Here is a 20,256-nt window from a genome sequence, read left to right as displayed (position 1 = left end):
AGGTTTGTTATATCCGTTAATGGTTGGCTATATTTTTATTCGTCTATAGTTGATTTTAGCCATTGGATAAAGGCATTGACTTTCTCATTCTGTTGTTGAGGCAGGGTACAGGTGTAGTAATATTGTTTACATAATACTTCAGTATTGGGAAAGGGGGCGACTAATTCATTGTTTTCAATTTTTTCCCAAATCATATTTTTTCTGCCCATTGCAACACCCGCATGGTGTATTGCGGCAACGGCAGCTAAATCGGAACGATCAAAGACAATACACTTGTGTGATGGTTCCAGCGTAATGTTGAAATGTTCTGCCCAAGTATTCCACTCTTTGGTATCGGAATCATAGCTCCATGCTTGTTTATCATGTAATAGTGTACAGTATTGTAGATTATCGATATTTCCCATTAGGTTATGTTTTTTGGCATATTGTGGGCTACAGACCGGGGTAATATATTCACTCATCAGATATTGATGTGATAACTCGTTGGATATAATATCATCAAAATAAATCGCAAGATCGATACCATAACCGCGGAAATTCACATTTTCGTTACCGACCAAGATGTTCAGGTTAATGGATGGATATAGTTGATTAAAATCAGCCAATTTAGGCACTAGCCAGCATTGAGTAAAGGTCGGGCGGGAGTAAATAGTCAGATTACCCGATAACTCCTGATTTTTTATTTCTAGAATTTCCTGATTTAGATGCTCCAGCGTCGATTTAATTGTCCAAAATAAACGCTTTCCTTCACAAGTTAATTCAATTTTTCTGTGAAAACGTTGGAAGAGTTTGAATCCCAACTCTTGTTCCAGAGAACTGATTCGATGGCTGACCGCACTGGCAGTGATAGCTAATTCGTCAGCGGCCAGGACAAAAGAGCAGTGGCGAGCGGCTATCTCAAATGTATGCAGTTTTGATAACTGGCTTCCATTGAGTAACTTATTCACAACCATGAAATTATCATCTGTGTACATATTTATAGTGTTTCTAGTTCATCGGCGAAGGATAATACAACCGTATCATTAAGGCGGTGTGTTTCAGATAGTTTTAGTGATTTAAATCGCAAATAAAGTGAAAATTTTGATCGGTATCACTGAATTGGCTCAATCTGATTCATGCATGGCTATGTATTAATCATTTGTCAAAAATTGAATATTCATATTCAATAATGAAAATTCGCATGACGAACAGAGGCTAACTGTGGGGAATGATTAAGTGGATTCACAACCTTGGGTGATTGGTACGTTACTCACAAGTATTGTGTTAATCGTATTTACAATAATTAAATTAAAAATTCACCCTTTTCTCGCGTTATTGTTAGCCAGTTTTTATGTCGGTACTTTAATGGGAATGAACCCTGTTGAAATGGTGAGCGCTATTCAAGGGGGAGTCGGGAATACGTTAGGTTTTTTGGCCGTAGTGATTGGTCTGGGAACCATTCTTGGTAAGATGATGGAGATATCTGGCGCGGCAGAGCGTATTGGTATCACATTGCAAAAATGCCGATGGCTGTCACCCGACACCATTATGGTACTCATTGGTCTGGTTTGTGGTATTACGTTGTTTGTTGAAGTCGGGGTGGTATTGTTAATTCCACTGGCGTTTTCTATTGCCAGGAAAACCAATACGTCACTGCTGAAATTAGCGATCCCATTATGTACAGCATTGATGGCGGTTCATTGTATTGTTCCTCCACACCCGGCCGCATTATTTGTGACGAATAAACTGGGTGCGGATATTGGTTCGGTGATTGTTTATGGGCTGATAGTTGGTCTATTTGCAGCTTTGGTGAGTGGTCCATTATTTCAGAAATTTCTCGGTAGCCGTCTGCCTTTTAAATCGGTTCCGGCTGAATTTTCTGAAATTGCAGTGCGTAAAGAAGGGGATTTACCCTCTTTAGGCATGACATTGTTTACGGTGTTATTGCCAATTGGGTTAATGTTGATTAAAACGGTTGTTGAATTAAATATAGAAAAAGGCACCACGTTTTATACAGTGCTGGAATTTATTGGTAATCCTATTACAGCCATGTTCATTGCCTCGTTTGTTGCCTATTACACCTTGGGTATCAAGCAAAATATGGGAATGAGTATGCTGTTGATGAAAACAGAAGATTGTTTCTCCTCCATCGCCAATATCTTATTGATTATCGGCGCGGGCGGAGCATTTAATAGTGTGTTAAAAGTAAGCGGCCTTAGTGATACGTTGGCCGTTATTTTGTCAAATTTGGATATGCACCCAATTCTTTTATCTTGGTTGGTTGCCATTATTTTGCATGCGGCGGTTGGTTCAGCAACAGTTGCAATGATGGGCGCAACAGCGATTGTTTCGCCTATGTTGCCGTTATATCCAGATATTAGCCCTGAAATCATTACATTAGCAATTGGTTCTGGTGCTATCGGTTGTACTATTGTGACTGATTCACTGTTTTGGTTGGTTAAGCAATATTGCGGAGCAACGCTCAGTGAAACTTTTAAGTACTACACAACCGCAACGTTTATTGCGTCTGTGGTTGCGTTGGTTGGGACGTTTCTTCTTTCTACTATGGTGTAAATAGAAAGAAGTCGCAGCTCAGCTTGAAAAATAAGAATAAGACGTGCGAAGTGTCAATACCAGGGAAGCCTGTAAAACAGGCAGCTTTTATAGCTAAAATAATAAACAAAATAAACATTAACGTAGTAATGAAAATAAGGGGAAGATAAAAAATAAACAAAATATGATGTGCTGATATAATTGTAGGAAGTTGTAGTAAACATAACATATTGAATATAATAAAAATTCTAATAATTAAAAAAGCAAGAGTTGTTTTAATACCCTATGGATTTCAAGGTGCATCGAGACGGCAAGGGAGTGAATCCCCGGGAGCATAGCGAATTATGTGACCGGGGTGAGCGAGCGCAGCTAACAAAGAGGCAACTTGAAAGATAACGGGTATATACCAGGGAAACACTTATCTTGGGTTAACACATATATGAAAAGTACTGAAATTCAACAATTACTAAATGAACATCCGTTAGTAAAAAATTTAATGGAATTAGAGGAAATCTTTTGGTTTAACCCTTGTAACACCACCTTTAAAGAGGGATTGCCTTTTGTCGGTTTGGACGCTGATGATATTAGGGATGCTGAAGCACGCCTGGATCGTTTTGCGCCTTATTTGCGTAAAGCTTTCCCGGAAACTACCGTCACACGTGGCATTATTGAATCAGAAATAGTGGCTATTCCTACGATGCGGAAAACACTGGAGCAATATTACGGTGTGAGTATTACAGGGCGGATTCTGCTTAAAAAAGATAGCCATTTGCCAATTTCAGGTTCAATTAAAGCCCGTGGTGGAATTTATGAAGTATTAACTCACGCGGAAAAGTTGGCATTACAGGCGGGGTTGCTTTCTGAAAACGATGATTACAGCAAATTGTTTTCGGAAGAATTTAAACGATTCTTTAATCAATACAGCATTGCTGTAGGTTCTACCGGCAATTTGGGGCTGTCCATTGGTATTGTCAGTGCGAAACTGGGTTTTAATGTCAGCGTGCATATGTCTGCCGACGCTCGTGAATGGAAGAAGCAAAAGCTACGTTCGCATGGGGTCAATGTCGTGGAACACGAACTGGATTATGGGGTAGCCGTAGCCAGAGGGCGTAAAGAAGCTGAATCTGATCCTAACTGTTTCTTTATCGACGACGAAAACTCCCAAACGTTGTTTCTGGGATATTCTGTCGCAGGAGGACGGGTAAAGGCGCAGTTTGAGCAGATGAATATTGTAGTTGATGAAGATCACCCATTATTCGTTTATTTGCCGTGTGGCGTTGGTGGTGGTCCCGGTGGTGTTGCATTTGGACTGAAATTGGCTTTTGGTGATCATGTGCACTGCATTTTTGCTGAACCTACCCATTCTCCCAGTATGTTGTTGGGGGTATATACTGGTTTGCATGACAATATTTGTGTACAGGACATCGGTATCGACAATATCACCGCTGCTGATGGTCTTGCGGTAGGCAGGGCTTCTGGCTTTGTTGGGCGTGCGATGGAACGTTTGCTGGATGGGTTTTATACTATTCAAGATCAGGAAATGTATAATCTGTTGGGGTTATTGAATCGCGATGAGGGTATCCGGTTAGAGCCTTCGGCATTAGCAGGGATGGCGGGTCCTGCTCGTGTGAGTGGAAACCGTGATTACCTGCGTAATAAGAATCTTTCAGTGGAAAAGATGAAACAAGCTACGCATTTGGTTTGGGCAACTGGCGGTGGTATGGTACCCGATGATGAAATGACAAAATATTTGGCGACAGCCAAAATCTAATGGTGTCTTTCACAGGGATAATCCGATTGCCAGCATCTGGTTTCTTAGGTTCAATGTCCTGCTGGCTTCCAGGCTATTACTGAAAAACGCGTTGATTTGGTTTCCTACTCTGAAAAGTCATTTCTTTAATGTTTTTCAAGTAATATTCCCGCCAGCCGTTGGCGGGAATATATCAGTACATTTGTTACTGACATTAAGTATTTTTGTAATTAAATGAATGTGGCCCTGAGTATTTCCACAACGGTTCCCAGTAGGATTTAATGAAAGCTTTTACCGCATCTTCTCCCTCAATGAGATAGTTGAACTCCGAAAGATAGCCCGGGTAGAGATTATCAGAACCAACCACGTATAGTTCATCATCAATTATTGTTACTTTTGCATGATTCCCCGGAGCAGGGGGAACTTTAGGATATACCGGACCACTTGCTTTAATTAAGGATCGGAATGGGCGTCCTATAGCACCTTCCTGTGGAGGTCTTTCAAAAAGAGACGGTTCTTTTAGCGTAGAAGTATAAGAACTTTCCTCCGCGGCAGGCCATTTGTATGTAGTACCTTCAATCGAAAGAGCTTCAGGGACTTTGTCTGTAAAGAAAAAAGGGGCAACTTCTATTCTTTTCAGTGCGGCTTGCCTGATTCCATGCGGATCTTTCAGCTTCTCATTGGTGTGCTCATCATGTGTCAAATAGTATTGAAATAATTCAAACGTTCTTCTGGCGCCAGAACCAAAAGAATATTGATCACCAGCAGCACCTGCTGCTGCATCAAGTGGCGATACAACAATTTGAACTTCCAGTTTGGGGTTGGCAAGTAATGCTTCGATCAACCATCGGCACACATGATGATCTCGCCACTGTTTTTTCCATGCACTGACAAGATCTTGTTGGGACATGCGAATTTTTCTCTTTGCATTCTTTATTATAAACTCTTTCATTACTTCAGAGCCTTTTCTGTAATCTGTTCGCATATCAGGCCCTGCCCAATATTTACCTACGGATAATATCCTGCTTGCTTTCTTATATTCTGGGTCTTTAGATGGATTTTTTCGGTATTCTTCTTTTTTTCTGTTTATATATTCAGTAATGTGCCTTCTTTTTAATGGATCTTCTGGCTTTCCTACAATACCATTTGCATTAACCCATTTATTTTCATTTATATCAAAGAATTCTTTAGTTAAGAGATCTGTATTAGCCTTCCACATTTTATTTAAAAATAATTGTGAGCTTAATGATGCCGATCCTATAACTTTAACAGAGACATCATGAACTGGAGGATAATTTTTAAACAGATCCATATTTAAATTATGGCCGCCGACAAATGACTCAATTCCATCAACTGCGATAATTTTTGTATGATTCCATGTCATTCTGGTATCAGCTTCTGGAAACATTTCCTCTGGCAGCACTTTCTTCTCTAATGATACTTTAAGTCCGTCTACTATCCTGTAAAACCGACCGATCCATATTTCAGGTATACACTCCCAATAATCTCTCCTTGCTTGAATTAATTTAATAATATCATCCTTCAATGCCAGATATTCAGGAGTACCTTCAAAGTATGAATCCACACCGTTTAATAAAGATGTCGGTGTTTGAGCGAATAAGAACCTTATCTGGGTTCTGTCCTTCCTGTTTATTTTTTTGGTAAATGCGCGATCAATAGCTGATAGGATAACTTTTCTCCACTCTGCATCCGGAGCATTTAAGGAGGAAATATCACAGCGATAACGCATGTTTTCCAGAATGCTTACAATAGCATCTTCAAATTCCGCTTCTCTTTTAATAGCCTGGGGCATTATCTCCTTTCCAAAAGGAAACCCCCATATTTTTGGAGTATCAAATATTTTTACATAGTTGACTCCACTTGTTTTATGAAAGTAACCGTCCAGTTTTTTGTGTAAACCATCCAATAAATTCATATAGTTATCCTCCGGCAAAAATTTTTTTACATATCAACCAACCGCCTCTAGCATCAGGCAAGCTATTTATAATCATAACCAATTTTTGAGTATGGGTGGTTAAAAAAGATAAAATTGGGCTTACGCATTTTCAAACGTAGGTTATTGCATCTATCCATTAAAGGATGTTTCAAGGCTGAGTGTTGTTTGGTTTTTTAAATTGCAACATGCGACAAAATGTTGCATTCTATACAGATGCGTTTTATATCGCATGTAGTACAAAATCCCAGAGGGGCAAACTAAACTATGGCTATCAGTATACGTTTGGACGATGATTTCGTGAATGATGTAAAAATTCATGCAGAAGCTTCAAGCAGAAGTGTACCTAAGCAAATTGAGCATTGGGCTAAGATTGGCCGCATTGCGGAGGATAACCCTGATTTGCCGTACTCTTTTATCCTTGATTCTTTACTGGCAAAAAGCGAAGTCAATAGCGGTAAGGTGTCGCGTTATGTCAGAAGGACAAAAAGATCCAAAGATTGATGTTTATGAAACAAGACGTTTCTCTAAGGCATTATCTAAGTTATCTGAGGATCTTCTTATGATAGTAGAAGATGAGATTGATAGAATAATTGATAACCCTGAAATCGGTGAGCAGAAGAAAGGTGATTTAAGTTTCCTTCGAGTTCATAAATTTCAGTTAAATAACCAGTTAACATTGCTTGGTTATTGTTGGGTTGAAGGGAAAATAGAGTTATACCTGCTGAACTTTGGCTCTCATGAAAATTTTTATCAGGAACAAAAGCGACATAGAAAAGCGGACTTAAAACTCATTGGATAGGGGTTCTAAAGAGCGTTTCAAGGCTGCGTGTTACGTAGCCTTTTTTAATACCACTCATTTATTCACTTAAGTCAAAGGCTACAAGTGACCTATGCCACTTTCAAACAAAATAATTCTTGTGTCATAGCATTAAGCTTGCTGTTATCTGGTGATGTACTTATTGATGATTTGCAATGAAGTGCATTTATTAATCCATATGAGAGAAAAAATATGCCTACACTTTTTGACCCAATTCGCATTGGTGATCTCGACTTGCCAAATCGCATCATTATGGCTCCTTTGACACGTAATCGTGCAGTAGGAGAGGGGCGTGTCCCTAATGCGCTGATGGCGGAATATTATGCTCAGCGTGCTTCTGCTGGTTTGATTATCAGTGAAGCGACTTCAGTAATCCCACAGGGAGTTGGCTACGAGAATACGCCGGGTATTTGGTCGGATGAACAAGTTGCTGGTTGGCGATTGGTCACGGATGCTGTGCATGCTGCCGGTGGGCGTATTTTTATACAGCTTTGGCATGTGGGGCGGATATCGGACCCTATTTTTCTTGATGGAGAACGGCCGGTAGCGCCAAGTGCAATTGCGGCTGATGGACATGTCAGCTTATTACGCCCAAAACGTCCTTTTGTGGTTCCGCGGACGCTTGAGCTTGATGAAATTCCCGGCATTGTCGAAGCATTCAGACGCGGAGCGGAAAATGCGAAAGCGGCGGGGTTTGATGGAGTAGAAATTCATGGCGCCAATGGATATTTGCTTGATCAATTCTTGCAAGATAATGCTAATTTGCGTACAGATCAGTACGGAGGTTCAGTTGAAAATCGGGCGCGGTTGCTGCTGGAAGTGACAGACGCTTGTATTTCAGTTTGGGGATCATCACGTGTTGGCATGCATTTGTCCCCACGTGGCGGTCATTACTCTATGGCGGATTCCAATCCTGTGGCGACGTTTGGATATGTAGCACGTGAGCTAGGTAAACGTGGTATTGCTTTTATCTTCTCGCGTGATTCCGTCGTTGATGGTGACTTAAGCAAGGTGATAAAACAAGCCTTTGGGTCAACTTACATTGCTAACGAGGAGCTAACTAAAGCAAGCGCTGAGCAAGTTCTTACTGACGGCAGAGCTGATGCCGTGGCTTTTGGTCAGTTGTTCATCTCTAATCCAGACTTACCTTACCGATTGTTGGTTGAAGCGCCATTTAATGAACAACAACCGGAAACTTTTATGGTTCCTGGTGCAATAGGCTATACTGATTATCCAGCGCTTACCTAGGTAAGGGGATACCTTACCCGCAATGGATAGCCTAACATGAAAGATGTTCGAATTGTTTTCCGGGGATGTTAATTTAAAGCTCTAATGGCGTTTTGTGGTTGAACGTCCCAAGATATCCGGCCGGCTCATTTTATAAGAGCCGGTCATATTTCATTGCAGGATAATTTGAAGGAGAATAATAATGTCAGATTCATTAAGTGTCTCTATTGTTCGCCGTTTTTATGACTCTATGGGTGATATTGATGTTCTTCGCCAGATCATGGCGAGTGATATTATTTGGGATGTTACTCAAGGATCTCGATATGGTGGGGTTTATGAAGGGATTGAAGATATATTAAATAATTTCTTTGTGCCATTTTCAAATGATGTAGATGAGTTTGTGGTAGACAGTTCTGAATATTTTGAGTCAGATGATCATGTTATTGTGCTGGGTAATTATTTAGGACGGGTGAAGCGTGGCAAACGATTCATTGCTCGTTTCGTTCATATATGGACAGTGCGGGATGGACAATTAGTTAAACTACAACAAACTGCCGATACGCTTCAAATTGAGCGTGCTCATGCAGATTATTCCATTCGGTAACCTCGGTTATCATGCTTTTAATATTAACTGAGCCAAACAATAGCATGTGGTAGCAAAACGGGAGGAGTAGGAATGTTAATCAGACAAGTTAACATTCTGAATTTCATTTCTTGTTATGTGACGAAATTAGTGACATATTACGCGGCCTTTTTGTTCATATTTTGCTATTCTTCCATAACATCCTTAAGGTATACAGGATCTTCCAGTGCCAACATCTACTACCCGTTTTGCTGTTGTTATTCATATTCTCACCGATATTGCGTTTCACCACGGGCAAGCCGTGTGTTCTGAAGATATCGCAAAAAGTGTGAATATTAACCCGACTGTTGTTCGCCGGCTTTTAGGTGCCCTTGCGGAAGCGGGTCTGACGTATTCGCAGCGCTTCCGGCACTACAGACAAAGTATGATCTTGACCACAGAAGCCCCGTTTTGCTTTGCATTCTCAGGTGGGTGTTTTGCTGACGCAGTAAGCGCGAGGAGACTGACTTCAGGTTGTTAACCATCACACTTACTGCCTTTAAAATCGCGCAAATCTGTATTCCATTTTCGCAAATCTACAACAACTGCAAATAGCGGAGGGCTAGTGTTGCCAGCCCTCATATAACATCAGTCAATGTTGTTCAGTACGGATGTTTGTTGAAGCAATTATAGGTGATTGCCTTTTATTTCAACATCTGTGCAGATTGAAAGCGCACTGTTTTACCATCCGGTAAGATTGCCAAAGTACTAAAAGCAGCAATCTCTCTATTTTCAAGACTCACTGGCTGTTGACTAAAATTGGCAATGATGCGGGTTCCATCGGCGAACAAGGTCTGTTGCACACTCCCATCCGCATTTAACCAGCGAAACTCTGTCAGTGCTTGATCATACAGTTTTTGATGGAGTGGACGGAAAAAGGCGTCGAGTGATCTCAGATAACTAATGCGTTTGCCCGCTGTATCCAGACTTAAATTGAGCAAAGGAGGCACGTTGTAAAGCTGCTGCATCAGTTCGGTTACCACACGTGTTTCTTTAAATTTCAGACTGTCTACTGTCCAGTGATGTGTAGTCACAATACTGTCATGAAACGCCGCCTGAAACAGTGGCAAACGTGTACGGGGATTGAAATATAGTTTCTGATAGCGTGGTTTGATCGAGCTGGTTTTAAAGAAGAAAGCAGGTTGATAATCCGGGTACCACTTTCCGAGGAAATAAGGCGAATTTTGGTTTTTACGCATATCAGCATCATGCCAGCCAAAACCTGTGGTCTGCATACCGTGAGCAAAAGTCACACTGGCATTACTCACAGCACCACCCACTTCCGAACCAACGACAACACCTTGAGATTGAGCGATCCAAGCCATACCTTCAATTCGATTTTTCGCATCCTGTGCTTGGGAAGTCGGTTTGGACGGATCATAATCGTCAAAAACCATTCCTGTGCCGTCCACATCCAAAAACCAGCTATTGTAATGATTAATGGCTTGGATATGAGGTATCCGTTGTTCCATCAGTGGACGCACGCATGTTGGATTGGTATATACCCCTTCGCCCTGAAAGCCGGCTTTACGTTTGCCATTTTCCAGCATGATGCCGCAGCGTAAAAAAGCGGCCTGCCCAAGTTGGGCTGATAGCCAGCTCGGATTAATATTGCCATCAGGTAAAGCAGTATCGTAAGAATCATAGGGCCCAATAAGATAACCCGCTTTCTTGGCTGCGTTTATGCCAGCCGGGCTTGCAAAGCCTGCTGTCCATTGTGGTAAACCTAGCCAAAGCTTTCCGAGCCCCGCTTTTTGTAGCAGATCGATCATTTTGGGCGAGTTACTGTCTCCCCAGGTTTCTGGAGGATTAAGGGCTTTCCCCAGTGTATTGCTCACGATCTCCCGGCGTTTTTCAAACTGAGTAACATCTTCACCCGGCGCCATCTGAATCAACGTATCGTTGATGCTATCAATGAGTACTCGCTGTAAATATGTACTTCGAGTAAGGTTGGCGTCGAGTGCGGCTTTTGCTGCTTCTCCTTTGAGCCAATTGGCAGGAACGAGCTTCTGTAGCAATCGCCACTCTTTTACATCCTGAGGTACGATAAGTCGCTCCCCCCACAAATACACGTGGCTGGCGCCAATTAGACGATTGCCGTCTTTAGCCTCCGCCAGCTTGGATTTAAGTGACACAAATTCACCACGGGCTTGTAGCCATTTTCGGTACTGCTTAGCTGGTGAAAGCCAATCGGCATCATTAAGTGCAATCTGTACCTCATAGGGTTGGGTCGGATCAAGGCGCGTAAACTGATGCGTTGTTGTCATGCCAATGCCGTTGGCGTCAGGGGTAAACGTTAATGCATTATTAAAGGGGTTGGCAAATAGCATGGAAATCACATGGCTACCATAATCAAAACCCGCTACTGGCAAGCTGAGATCCTCAGTTGTGTTGATCCCGCTATATTCGTTCGGTAGTACCTGCCGCCAGTCTTTATCCTGTGCCGGAATGGCATAGCCTTCATGAAGAGGCAATAACAGTGTTTTGGCGCCAGAAGGCAGTACAGGCCATTGTAACTGACCAGTTGTAGTCCGTTTAAACGACATTATCAGCGTGTCACCGTGCAGTCTGGCATTGACGTGTGTATCTCCATTCCATTGCCATTGCGCGTTGATGTTGGAATCATCTTGTTCGAGTTGAACAACATGTTTAGAGGATTGCGCCAGCGATAAGGGGAGTGCTTGGCCAGAAGGTAAAATGGCACGGGTGGAAAGCGTTTGCGGATCAATCTCAATCTGCCAGTGGGTATTACTTAAGGTAAGTGCATGAGCTAGCGGTGTGATGATAAGAAAACATACAGGAATAAGTCTCATAAAATAACAGATACCAAGTAATGGAAAAGGAGCAAAATTATACTGCGCGGAAGGTAAATGTGCCTGCAACCTGTGTCAGATTTATTACGCACTTTGTCTAGGCTCGAACTTATACGGAAATAGGTGATATTGGTTGTTTTGATATTTTGCTTCATCTTCACCTTGTTGATTGAGCAGTTTTATCAGCAACTTTCCGGTGTCCCTGCCTATTTGGGGATAATCAATGCGAATTGATGTCAGTGTTGGCTGTGTGTGGTCACAGTTATCTGAACCTTCCAGGCAAGCAACAGCCAAATCAGCGGGTATTTTAAGTAGGCGCCGCTGGCATTCAAATATGACGCCTAAGGCAATCACTTCATGACTGCAAATAACACCTTCCAGTTCAGGTTGACGTAATAACATCTCAGTAATTGCCTGGCGACCAAATTGCATGCTGGCAGTATCCGAGGTAGTGATATTTTGGTCGGCATGCTGATAGTGATGCAACATGGCTTTATGCCAGCCATTAATTTGCTGATTGCGTAAACGGCTGTCCATTTGGGCGCCAATATAACCGATATGCTTGCGGCCATTATTTAACATATGTTCAGTCAATGTATAGGCGGCCGCAGAAAAATCGGTTGCTATATTAATTGTCGTCTGCTGTTGATGGGAACCTGCAACATTAATAATGGGAATATTGATATGAGAAATATTGCTGTAGGTTTTATCTGCCAATTGCGAACTGAAAATCACCAGTGCCGCTGCATTGCTTTGCAGTAGCGTCATGATAATTTTGTCTTCTTTATCATGGTCATATTCATGACAGCCAAGTAAAACTTGAAAGGCATGTTTATTCAGCACCTGTTGCAGTGACTGTATAAATGTAGCGCTGGCTTTATCTGTCAGTGAGGGCACAAGCACCGCGATAATATTACTTTGACCGGAAGCAAGTACGCCGGCAGCGCCATTTGGGATATATCCCAATTCCTGTATGGCTTGTTCAATTTTTTCTCGTAATTTATCCGATACCATTTCTGGTGTTCTCAATGCGCGTGAAACTGTCATTGAACCGACACCGGCATACTTAGCAACATCTTGTAATGTTACTCGCCCTGTATTACGGCGTTTTCGTGTCTTTCTCATCAAAATATTTTTCTGTTTTTTTAATTAACGGCTATGAATTTGACGTTGGGATTCTACCCGATCTCAGGCAATTCGTGGGAAAAAACCATGAATGTACTTTCGCTTTTTGGTGAATTGATCGGATAACAAATGATAGCGCTATCACAATAATGAGTTACGATCATAGATAGCGCTATCATTTGTGATTAATATCACTGGCAGAGGGCGGGAGACAGAAGACAGAAGACAGAGGACAGAAGACAGGTAGAGCGGAGTGAGATTTTAATTAGGGGGATCGATGCTAAAGACGTTACTTACCCAAGATGTGATCCAAGTGATACCGGATGTTAAAAATTGGCGCGGAGCAATCGCGGTTGCTTGTCAACCTTTGGTGGAAAATGGCGCCATTTCTTCCTGTTATATTGATGCTATTTATCGTTCCCATGAGGTAATTGGTCCCTATTATGTTGTCGGCCCGGGAATTGCTATGCCACATGCCAGACCGGAGGAAGGGGTCAATAGATTATCTTTAGCATTAACTGTGATTAGCGAAGGGGTTGAATTTGGTTCTGATGAAAATGATCCAGTTAAATTGTTGATTGTCTTAGCAGCAACTGACAGCAATAGTCATGTTGAAGTGATCGCTCAGCTTGCTGAGCTGTTTGATAATCAGCAAGATGTCGCATTGCTGATGAGTGCCAAAAGTAAAGAAGAGATTCTTACCGTGATCAACAAGTATTAAGTCGTTATTTTTTGCTATGGAGAAATAGTATGAAAATCACCGTCGTTTGCGGACATGGGTTAGGTACCAGCTTGATGATGGAAATGAGCATTAAAAATATTCTGAGAGAGATGGGAATCGATGCTAGTGTTGATCACGTCGATCTGGGGTCAGCAAAGGCAACTCAAAGCGACATTTTTGTCGGTACTAAAGATATTGCGGAACAACTCGTTGTTCAGGCAGTCGAGGGCAAAATTGTTGCGCTGGACAATATGGTGGATAAATCGGCAATGAAAGTACGTCTGTCCGTGGCATTAGTAGAACTTGGCGCACTGTAACCGGGAGGACATCATGGAATTTTTCCATTTTTTGATGAGTGTCCTATCAGAACCTGCGATTTTGGTTGGTCTTATCGCGCTTATTGGTTTGATCGTGCAAAAGAAACCGGTGACTGAATGTATCAAAGGCACGATAAAAACCATTATGGGATTTTTGATCCTGGGGGCAGGGGCTGGATTAGTCGTCTCTTCATTAGGGAGTTTTGCTGAAATTTTCCAACACGCTTTTGGTATTCAAGGAGTAGTACCAAATAACGAAGCAATTGTTTCCATTGCGCAAAAGAGTTTTGGTAAAGAAATGGCAATGATCATGCTCTTTGCTATGGTGATTAATATTTTGATTGCACGTTTTACCCCGTGGAAATTTATTTTTCTGACTGGGCACCACACATTATTTATGTCCATGATGGTTGCAGTGATTTTGGCAACAGCAGGGATCAAAGGCACGATGCTAGTGGCTATTGGTTCTGTGGTCGTCGGTGTTGCTATGGTTTTTTTCCCGGCGATCGCCCATCCATATATGAAGAAAATAACAGGTTCTGACGACGTTGCGATTGGGCATTTTTCCACTCTTTCCTATGTTCTATCTGGTTTTATTGGCAGCAAACTGGGAAATAAAGCGTATTCAACGGAAGAAATGAATGTTCCGAAAAGTTTGTTGTTTCTGCGTGATACACCGGTTGCTATCTCTTTTACGATGGCGATTATTTTCATGATCAGTTGCTTATTCGCTGGTGGTGATTTTGTGAGAGAAGTTAGTGGTGGGAAAAATGGATTTATGTTCTCGCTAATGCAATCTATTACCTTTGCCGCGGGTGTATACATTATTCTGCAAGGTGTGAGGATGGTAATTTCAGAAATCGTTCCGGCGTTTAAAGGGATTTCTGACAAATTGGTACCAAATGCTAAACCAGCATTAGATTGCCCGGTTGTCTTCCCTTACGCGCCTAATGCAGTATTAGTCGGGTTCTTGAGCAGTTTTGTGGCTGGTGTTATTGGTATGTTTATACTGTATGCACTAGGTATGACGGTCATTATTCCCGGCGTTGTGCCACACTTCTTTGTTGGTGCGGCGGCTGGGGTTTTTGGTAATGCGACAGGAGGGCGTAGAGGCGCTATTCTCGGGGCTTTTGCTCAGGGCTTTCTGATCACCTTCTTACCCGTGTTCCTGTTACCCGTTTTGGGGGATATAGGTATTGCCAACACGACATTCAGCGATGCTGACTTTGGCGCATTGGGCATTCTGTTAGGTATTATCGTTCGTTGATTGTGGAGTATCTGGATCTTGGCATTGAAACAGGGTTATAAACACCCTGTCTCTTGCCAAAATGTTGATGTAAACCATTTGACCATGATAAGGCATCGATCAATGCTCATGAGAATCTCTTGGTTTCATCGTTTTTTATATAAAGTCTTCAACAGAAATAAGAAAGTAAATTTTCAAAAAAATGATTATTTAGTCACGTTTTTAGCCCTTTATTTTAATTTGTTAAATTGTTATCCATATATCAGTTAGGGGGAATCTAAGCAAAATTCAGGTTAATTAAACAGGTCAGAGAGAAATATGTAGTAATGAAATCGATTATTTATAGCAAAATATGGCCTATGGATTGAAGATATTTGGGGGGAATATAAAGGTCATAATTATTCTCTTTGCAAAGTATTCTTAGTTCAATTGCTGAGTTAACTGATAGTTTCTCATAGATACTTTCGAAATATTTTTCCACGGTGCGATATGAAATTTTCATTTCGTCAGCGATATACCTATTGCTAACGCCACGGCAGAATAAAAAAATGACTATCCATTCTTTCTCTTTTAATATCTTGTTAGGTTGTTGAAATCGGATTGATATAGGAATATTGTTCTCCATATAATGAGATACGGTAAAGTTATGTATTTCTCTGGCGTGAGAAATTATGCCAATACACTGCTTATTTTCATCCATTAATGGATATTTATCACAGAAATAGGATGTAGCTTGTTCGTTTTTGGCTTGAGGGAAAGTGCTAAGAGATGATATTCGTTGCATACCCTGCAATACCTTATGATCATGTTCCTCAAAAAGGTGAGCAAATTGATTAACTGGTGAAGGTAATTCTTTATCGGTATACCCAATAACATCAAAACCTTCAGGTAGCTTATTAGCCTTAATGAACATTTTATTTGCATAAATAAAGCGGAACGCTTTATCTTTTACAAACCACGGTTCTGAGCTTTTATCCCACATATTAGTTAATTGAGGAGTAATAAAAGGGACTTTTTTACATCCTGATTGACTCATATTTGACCTTTATAACATTATTACCTTATAAAAAATTTGAATAAATAGACGATATTTATAAGTAAGACAATAAGAACCTTTTTGGCGCATAGAGATCAAAACTATTTAGTCGGCAATATTCCTCCAATTGTGAATCTGAGTTAACTTTCAATTTATTATAAATCTTTCTTGTATATTCCTCTATGGTTTTATCTGAAATTTTGAGTAATTGACAGATTTGTGCTCTACTATATTTTTGTAGCAAAAGAAAGACAATTTCCCACTCCTGTTCAGTAAGAAGATGAGTTGGCGATTGAAACATAATAGAAGCGGGTAGTTTACTATGAAATAGCCGAGTTAGTGAATTATCCTGGATTGCCCAGGCATGGAAAATAATACCAATGCATTCATTTTTATCATCATAGAGTGGAAATTTTTCCTGAAAATAAGAGGATAAAACTTTATTTCGGCCAAATACATGTGTCTCTAATGATAAAATACTTTCTCTGTTTTTTATTACCTGCAAATCATGTGTAATAAAATTTTTGGCGAATTTATTACCTTGCCAAGGAATATCACTATCATATTTACCTTCATAATCATAGTTGGCATTTATGTTTTGGAGTTTAATTAATGCATCATTACCATAGAGGAAACAGGAGAGTTTATCCTTTATTCCCCACGGTTCATTGCTTACCTTTAAGGTGTTGATTATTTGTAACGAAATAGTCGAATCTTTTCTAGTCATATTTATGTACTATTTTGATTTAGGAAAACATCATGCTTTTTTGTTGTAAGAGTCTTTCTGGTGTGTCGAGATCAAAATCGTTAAGACAATAATATTTTCCCAGTTTCTGGTTGGTGTATTTTTGTAAGAATAGGGAAATAATAGCATGTTGAATTTTAGTAAAAAATTCAGATGATGTTTTCGACATAATGGATGTTAATAATTTTCCATAAAACAGACGGATTAGAGAAAGATTTTTTGCTTTATTTGCATGCAAGAGAGTACTAATACAGTGCTGTGAATCCTCATATTCTGTAATCGGTGCCGGTAATTCACTTGCTGAAAGTTCGGTAATATCAGAATTTTCAGATAAGTTGAGTTGTTGGCAAGAAAACGGATTGGCATAGATAAATTTTGGCTGGCAATGTTTAGCTCCCCAAAGATTATGACTTTTTCCCCACAGGTAAACTAATTGCGGAGTGGTATTATTTTTTTTGTTTTTTATATTTAACATGACAACTCCTTAATGAGTAGTTTGAATTATTATCTGAAGAGTTTTTCTACTGATTTTATTTAAAATAACCTGATTATATAACAGATTGCAATAATTAATTCGTATAAAAATGAAATTTATCAATTTTTACCTATATCTGTTAATTAAATGGTTTATTGTTTTGTGTAAAAGTACTTCTATGCGAAGAAATGTAAACATTAATATTGTTTAGTACTAAAATTATTTGAATTATTTTATGTAGGCTTGATTTAATAGTTAACATCTCTTCCTATATTTTTGTTTTTCTTGGCTGTCGAGATCATATTGTATGGTTTGTGTTCAATGGGTTAAGACGTTGCCTGTAATAATAATAAATCGATTAGCATGATCAGATTAGATTCGAATGAAGTGATTTCGTTGATTTCCGCATCGAAATAAATTGCCTCGTCATACAGTGCAAAGTGCACATCAGCCAGTGAAGCCAATGGATTAGCAGATGAGCGGGTAAATGCAATAACTGTCATACCAATATTATGAGCAATGCGTACTTTATCCAATACCTGTTTTGTCTGACCGCTGCGAGAGATAGCAATAAAAACTTCATATTTCATCGCATTATTTAGAAAGATCTTACTGCTATCTCCTGGACTGGATCTAAAAGCCGTTTTCCCTAGTACTTGTAATTTCTGCGTCAAATAATTGACAAATAGCCCGGAAAAACCAGCTCCATAGAGAAAAAAGCTTTCTTTCTCACGAAGCAGAGTACTAAAACACGACATTCTTTCTGGTGTGACCAACGTGAAAGTTTTACGGTAATTAGTTACGAAGTGTTCAAATGCATCAGGAATTATCTCATCATGATGAGGTGGCGTATTTCCGGAAATGGACATTCCACCGGACAGTAGTTGCTTGCAGTACCAAATAAATTCACTATAGCCACTAAATCCTAGTTTCTGGCATAGACGCATAATCGTGGCGGGAGAAATGAACGTGGCTTTTGCCAGCTCACGTACTGTAATCTGCCCAATTAACAATGGATGAGCGGTTAAATAGGATAATACGCGGTATTCCGCGCGAGTTATTCTTTCGCTGCGCTGTAATAGAGGTGCTAACCGATTATCCATTATTTATCCAGTGATAATAGGCAGATAAACTGCCATATCCGTATATAAGTGTTTTTGATCTTACTGATTCTTATATACCCGTTATCTTTCAAGTTGCCTCTTTGTTGGCTGCACTCGTTCACCCCGGTCACATCGTTCGCTATGCTTCCGGGGATTCGCTCCCTTGCCGTCGCGATGCATCTTGAAATCCATAGGGTATAGCATCAATAACTTAAATATTGATTTTGCCGACCAGTTGAAGGCAATAGAGAGGTTTATCAAACATCTCCGCTATATGCTTGGTAATCGAATTGTGGTGAATTTTTTTAATCTCCTCAAGACAGTGATTGCCGGACAGTGAGCCGGCTCGCATAAAAATCTTCTTTCCCATGCAAGAAAGACAGATTATAGGTTAAATATGGGTTAAATTGCTTCACCGTGGCGCCAAGCTTGGTTAAGTGTAGGCCAATAACCTTGGTTAGCTTCGATCATTTCATCCAGAATCGCTTTGGCTTGTTGCATAGTAGGGACGGTACGATTCAGTGTGAATGCTTGCAGCACTTTCTCATAGCTACCTTCTAATGCCGCTTCCACTAACAACTGTTCTGAAGCCAGTTGTTGCGCTAGCAGCGCCTGATGAAACTGTGGTACGTTCCCTATTCGCACCGGTTCAGGGCCTTGAGCGGTAATGTAAGCAGGTATCTCCACCATTGCATCATAAGGTAAGTTAGCGATAGCGCCTCTGTTCTCGGTAATCACCAGATGGCGCTGGCGCAAATCAAAAGCCAGTGAACATGCTACATCAACAATAAAAGCGCCGTGTACCCCGACATGGAAAGCGTCGGGTAAAATGCCTGTGCGTTTAAACTCAGCCGCTGCTTTAAACAACTTGTTTTCGCGACCGTCCATTACTTCATTGGCGCGGGTATAGTCGGGATTTTGGCGCTCAACAATGTGGTTTGGCATCAGATAGTATTGCAAATAGGGATTAGGAACATAATCAGGAAAATGGTCCATGATCGGCTTGATATTACGCCAGGTTTTAACCCATGACGGATCAGCATGTTGCGGATCTGTCTGTGCTGCATCCGCAGTCAGCAGGCCATGCTGAGCGATATGACGACGCAATTCAGGCAAATGATCTTTTCCGTTCACCCATACCTTAGTAAACCAGCCGAAATGGTTCAGACCAAAATAATCGACGGTGATATCATGGCGATCCACACCTAAAATTGCTGCCATATTGCGCATAGCGGCCACAGGCATATCACAGATATTGAGTACCCTGGCTTGTGGACGTAAACGGCGTATTCCTTCGGCAACGATAGAGGCAGGGTTAGAGTAATTTACGATCCAAGCGTTGTCTGCATAGCGTTCCACCAAATCGATCAATTTCACCATTGGCATGATAGTACGTAAGCCGTAAGCCAATCCGCCAAGACCACAGGTTTCCTGACCAATTACACCGTGGCGTAAGGGGATCTTTTCGTCCTGTTCTCGCATTTTGTACTGACCAACGCGTATTTGGGCGAAGACAAAGTGGGCCCCGCTAAAGGCTGTTTTTGCCTCGCTTGTTACGACAAAGCGAATCGTCTGGCTATGCTCACGTATCACTTTTTCCACTACCGGCGCAATAGTATCTTGCCGGTGAGTATCGATGTCGTACAAACGAATTTCCGCTAATGGGAAGTCGTTTAGCCGTACCATCAGGCTTTTTACGATACCTGGCGTATAGGTACTACCGCCGCCGGCGATAGTTAAAATGAAGGGGGCGTTAGCCATATTTATGCT

At 40.9% G+C, this 20,256-nt stretch carries 18 protein-coding genes and 2 pseudogenes; 10 read left to right on the top strand and 10 right to left on the bottom strand.

Going from position 1 to position 20,256, the window contains the following annotated elements; genetic code table 11:
• Positions 1-35 precede the first annotated feature (35 nt).
• A complete protein-coding gene (gene dsdC / locus OO184_RS13645; RefSeq protein WP_265379657.1) occupies positions 36-974 on the bottom strand; it encodes a DNA-binding transcriptional regulator DsdC in 939 nt (312 codons plus the stop codon).
• Between the two features lie 241 nt (positions 975-1,215).
• Between dsdC and dsdX the strand changes: the two genes are divergently transcribed.
• Both dsdX and dsdA read left to right on the top strand, forming a co-directional pair.
• Entirely contained in the window at positions 1,216-2,553 is a 1,338-nt protein-coding gene (gene dsdX / locus OO184_RS13640; protein WP_265379656.1) for a D-serine transporter DsdX, read from the top strand.
• 418 nt (positions 2,554-2,971) lie between these two features.
• On the top strand, positions 2,972-4,303 hold the full coding sequence (gene dsdA / locus OO184_RS13635; protein WP_265379655.1) for a D-serine ammonia-lyase: 1,332 nt from the start codon (positions 2,972-2,974) through the stop codon (positions 4,301-4,303).
• Between the two features lie 193 nt (positions 4,304-4,496).
• Here dsdA and OO184_RS13630 read toward each other — a convergent pair whose 3' ends face one another.
• Positions 4,497-6,218 carry a phospholipase D-like domain-containing protein gene (locus OO184_RS13630; RefSeq protein ID WP_265379654.1) on the bottom strand — a complete coding sequence of 574 codons (1,722 nt, stop codon included), beginning with the start codon at positions 6,216-6,218 and terminating at the stop codon, positions 4,497-4,499.
• Between the two features lie 285 nt (positions 6,219-6,503).
• Here OO184_RS13630 and OO184_RS13625 point away from each other — a divergent pair, with 285 nt between their 5' ends.
• The 5 genes and pseudogenes from OO184_RS13625 to OO184_RS25065 form a co-directional block, all read left to right on the top strand.
• The gene (locus OO184_RS13625; RefSeq protein ID WP_011146234.1) at positions 6,504-6,740 is read left to right on the top strand and encodes a TA system antitoxin ParD family protein; all 237 of its coding nucleotides are present in this window, start codon (positions 6,504-6,506) and stop codon (positions 6,738-6,740) included.
• Entirely contained in the window at positions 6,709-7,038 is a 330-nt protein-coding gene (locus OO184_RS13620) for a type II toxin-antitoxin system RelE/ParE family toxin (protein WP_265379653.1), read from the top strand. The genes OO184_RS13625 and OO184_RS13620 overlap by 32 nt, the downstream gene beginning before the upstream one ends.
• Positions 7,039-7,248: 210 nt before the next feature.
• On the top strand, positions 7,249-8,304 hold the full coding sequence (locus OO184_RS13615; RefSeq protein ID WP_265379652.1) for an alkene reductase: 1,056 nt from the start codon (positions 7,249-7,251) through the stop codon (positions 8,302-8,304).
• A gap of 181 nt (positions 8,305-8,485) precedes the next feature.
• Entirely contained in the window at positions 8,486-8,887 is a 402-nt protein-coding gene (locus OO184_RS13610; RefSeq protein ID WP_265379651.1) for a nuclear transport factor 2 family protein, read from the top strand.
• Between the two features lie 205 nt (positions 8,888-9,092).
• Positions 9,093-9,266: pseudogene (locus OO184_RS25065) on the top strand (Rrf2 family transcriptional regulator); the annotation flags it as partial.
• Here the strand turns inward: OO184_RS25065 and OO184_RS13600 are convergent.
• From OO184_RS13600 to OO184_RS13590, 3 genes and pseudogenes are all read right to left on the bottom strand, one after another.
• Positions 9,202-9,402 (bottom strand): annotated as a pseudogene (locus OO184_RS13600) (transposase); the annotation flags it as partial. The pseudogenes OO184_RS25065 and OO184_RS13600 overlap by 65 nt on opposite strands.
• Before the next feature lie 147 nt (positions 9,403-9,549).
• A complete protein-coding gene (locus tag OO184_RS13595) occupies positions 9,550-11,718 on the bottom strand; it encodes a glycoside hydrolase (protein WP_265379650.1) in 2,169 nt (722 codons plus the stop codon).
• An 84-nt stretch (positions 11,719-11,802) separates the two neighbouring features.
• Entirely contained in the window at positions 11,803-12,843 is a 1,041-nt protein-coding gene (locus tag OO184_RS13590) for a LacI family DNA-binding transcriptional regulator (protein ID WP_265379649.1), read from the bottom strand.
• A 277-nt stretch (positions 12,844-13,120) separates the two neighbouring features.
• Here OO184_RS13590 and OO184_RS13585 point away from each other — a divergent pair, with 277 nt between their 5' ends.
• The 3 genes from OO184_RS13585 to ulaA are packed head-to-tail and all read left to right on the top strand — an operon-like array spanning position 13,121 to position 15,148.
• Complete coding sequence (locus tag OO184_RS13585; protein WP_265379648.1) at positions 13,121-13,564, top strand: PTS sugar transporter subunit IIA; 444 nt, start codon at positions 13,121-13,123, stop codon at positions 13,562-13,564.
• Between the two features lie 29 nt (positions 13,565-13,593).
• Positions 13,594-13,881 carry a PTS sugar transporter subunit IIB gene (locus OO184_RS13580; RefSeq protein WP_265379647.1) on the top strand — a complete coding sequence of 96 codons (288 nt, stop codon included), beginning with the start codon at positions 13,594-13,596 and terminating at the stop codon, positions 13,879-13,881.
• A 13-nt stretch (positions 13,882-13,894) separates the two neighbouring features.
• On the top strand, positions 13,895-15,148 hold the full coding sequence (ulaA, locus tag OO184_RS13575; RefSeq protein ID WP_265379646.1) for a PTS ascorbate transporter subunit IIC: 1,254 nt from the start codon (positions 13,895-13,897) through the stop codon (positions 15,146-15,148).
• Positions 15,149-15,467: 319 nt separating this feature from the next.
• Here the strand turns inward: ulaA and OO184_RS13570 are convergent, their stop codons facing one another.
• From OO184_RS13570 to OO184_RS13550, 5 genes are all read right to left on the bottom strand, one after another.
• A complete protein-coding gene (locus OO184_RS13570) occupies positions 15,468-16,163 on the bottom strand; it encodes a helix-turn-helix transcriptional regulator (RefSeq protein WP_265379645.1) in 696 nt (231 codons plus the stop codon).
• Between the two features lie 55 nt (positions 16,164-16,218).
• A complete protein-coding gene (locus tag OO184_RS13565) occupies positions 16,219-16,890 on the bottom strand; it encodes a helix-turn-helix transcriptional regulator (RefSeq protein ID WP_265379644.1) in 672 nt (223 codons plus the stop codon).
• Positions 16,891-16,909: 19 nt separating this feature from the next.
• Positions 16,910-17,383, bottom strand: coding sequence for a hypothetical protein (locus OO184_RS13560; protein ID WP_265379643.1), 474 nt, complete (start codon positions 17,381-17,383; stop codon positions 16,910-16,912).
• Between the two features lie 326 nt (positions 17,384-17,709).
• The gene (locus OO184_RS13555; protein WP_265379642.1) at positions 17,710-18,486 is read right to left on the bottom strand and encodes a MurR/RpiR family transcriptional regulator; all 777 of its coding nucleotides are present in this window, start codon (positions 18,484-18,486) and stop codon (positions 17,710-17,712) included.
• Positions 18,487-18,888: 402 nt separating this feature from the next.
• Positions 18,889-20,247, bottom strand: a complete 1,359-nt coding sequence (locus OO184_RS13550) for a 6-phospho-alpha-glucosidase (protein WP_265379641.1) — start codon at positions 20,245-20,247, stop codon at positions 18,889-18,891.
• Between the last annotated feature and the right edge of the window lie 9 nt (positions 20,248-20,256).

The organism is Photorhabdus aballayi (assembly GCF_026153155.1).
Lineage (GTDB): Bacteria > Pseudomonadota > Gammaproteobacteria > Enterobacterales > Enterobacteriaceae > Photorhabdus > Photorhabdus luminescens.
This window is presented reverse-complemented; position numbering and strand designations above follow the sequence as displayed.

Excerpts from the sequence above, each read along its gene's own strand:
- dsdC (WP_265379657.1), bottom strand. The coding sequence starts at position 974 with ATGTACACAGATGATAATTTCATGGTTGTGAATAAGTTACTCAATGGA.
- dsdA (WP_265379655.1), top strand. The coding sequence starts at position 2,972 with ATGAAAAGTACTGAAATTCAACAATTACTAAATGAACATCCGTTAGTA.
- OO184_RS13630 (WP_265379654.1), bottom strand. The coding sequence starts at position 6,218 with ATGAATTTATTGGATGGTTTACACAAAAAACTGGACGGTTACTTTCAT.
- OO184_RS13625 (WP_011146234.1), top strand. The coding sequence starts at position 6,504 with ATGGCTATCAGTATACGTTTGGACGATGATTTCGTGAATGATGTAAAA.
- OO184_RS13620 (WP_265379653.1), top strand. The coding sequence starts at position 6,709 with ATGTCAGAAGGACAAAAAGATCCAAAGATTGATGTTTATGAAACAAGA.
- OO184_RS13615 (WP_265379652.1), top strand. The coding sequence starts at position 7,249 with ATGCCTACACTTTTTGACCCAATTCGCATTGGTGATCTCGACTTGCCA.
- OO184_RS13610 (WP_265379651.1), top strand. The coding sequence starts at position 8,486 with ATGTCAGATTCATTAAGTGTCTCTATTGTTCGCCGTTTTTATGACTCT.
- OO184_RS13595 (WP_265379650.1), bottom strand. The coding sequence starts at position 11,718 with ATGAGACTTATTCCTGTATGTTTTCTTATCATCACACCGCTAGCTCAT.
- OO184_RS13590 (WP_265379649.1), bottom strand. The coding sequence starts at position 12,843 with ATGAGAAAGACACGAAAACGCCGTAATACAGGGCGAGTAACATTACAA.
- OO184_RS13585 (WP_265379648.1), top strand. The coding sequence starts at position 13,121 with ATGCTAAAGACGTTACTTACCCAAGATGTGATCCAAGTGATACCGGAT.
- OO184_RS13580 (WP_265379647.1), top strand. The coding sequence starts at position 13,594 with ATGAAAATCACCGTCGTTTGCGGACATGGGTTAGGTACCAGCTTGATG.
- ulaA (WP_265379646.1), top strand. The coding sequence starts at position 13,895 with ATGGAATTTTTCCATTTTTTGATGAGTGTCCTATCAGAACCTGCGATT.
- OO184_RS13570 (WP_265379645.1), bottom strand. The coding sequence starts at position 16,163 with ATGAGTCAATCAGGATGTAAAAAAGTCCCTTTTATTACTCCTCAATTA.
- OO184_RS13565 (WP_265379644.1), bottom strand. The coding sequence starts at position 16,890 with ATGACTAGAAAAGATTCGACTATTTCGTTACAAATAATCAACACCTTA.
- OO184_RS13560 (WP_265379643.1), bottom strand. The coding sequence starts at position 17,383 with ATGTTAAATATAAAAAACAAAAAAAATAATACCACTCCGCAATTAGTT.
- OO184_RS13555 (WP_265379642.1), bottom strand. The coding sequence starts at position 18,486 with ATGGATAATCGGTTAGCACCTCTATTACAGCGCAGCGAAAGAATAACT.
- OO184_RS13550 (WP_265379641.1), bottom strand. The coding sequence starts at position 20,247 with ATGGCTAACGCCCCCTTCATTTTAACTATCGCCGGCGGCGGTAGTACC.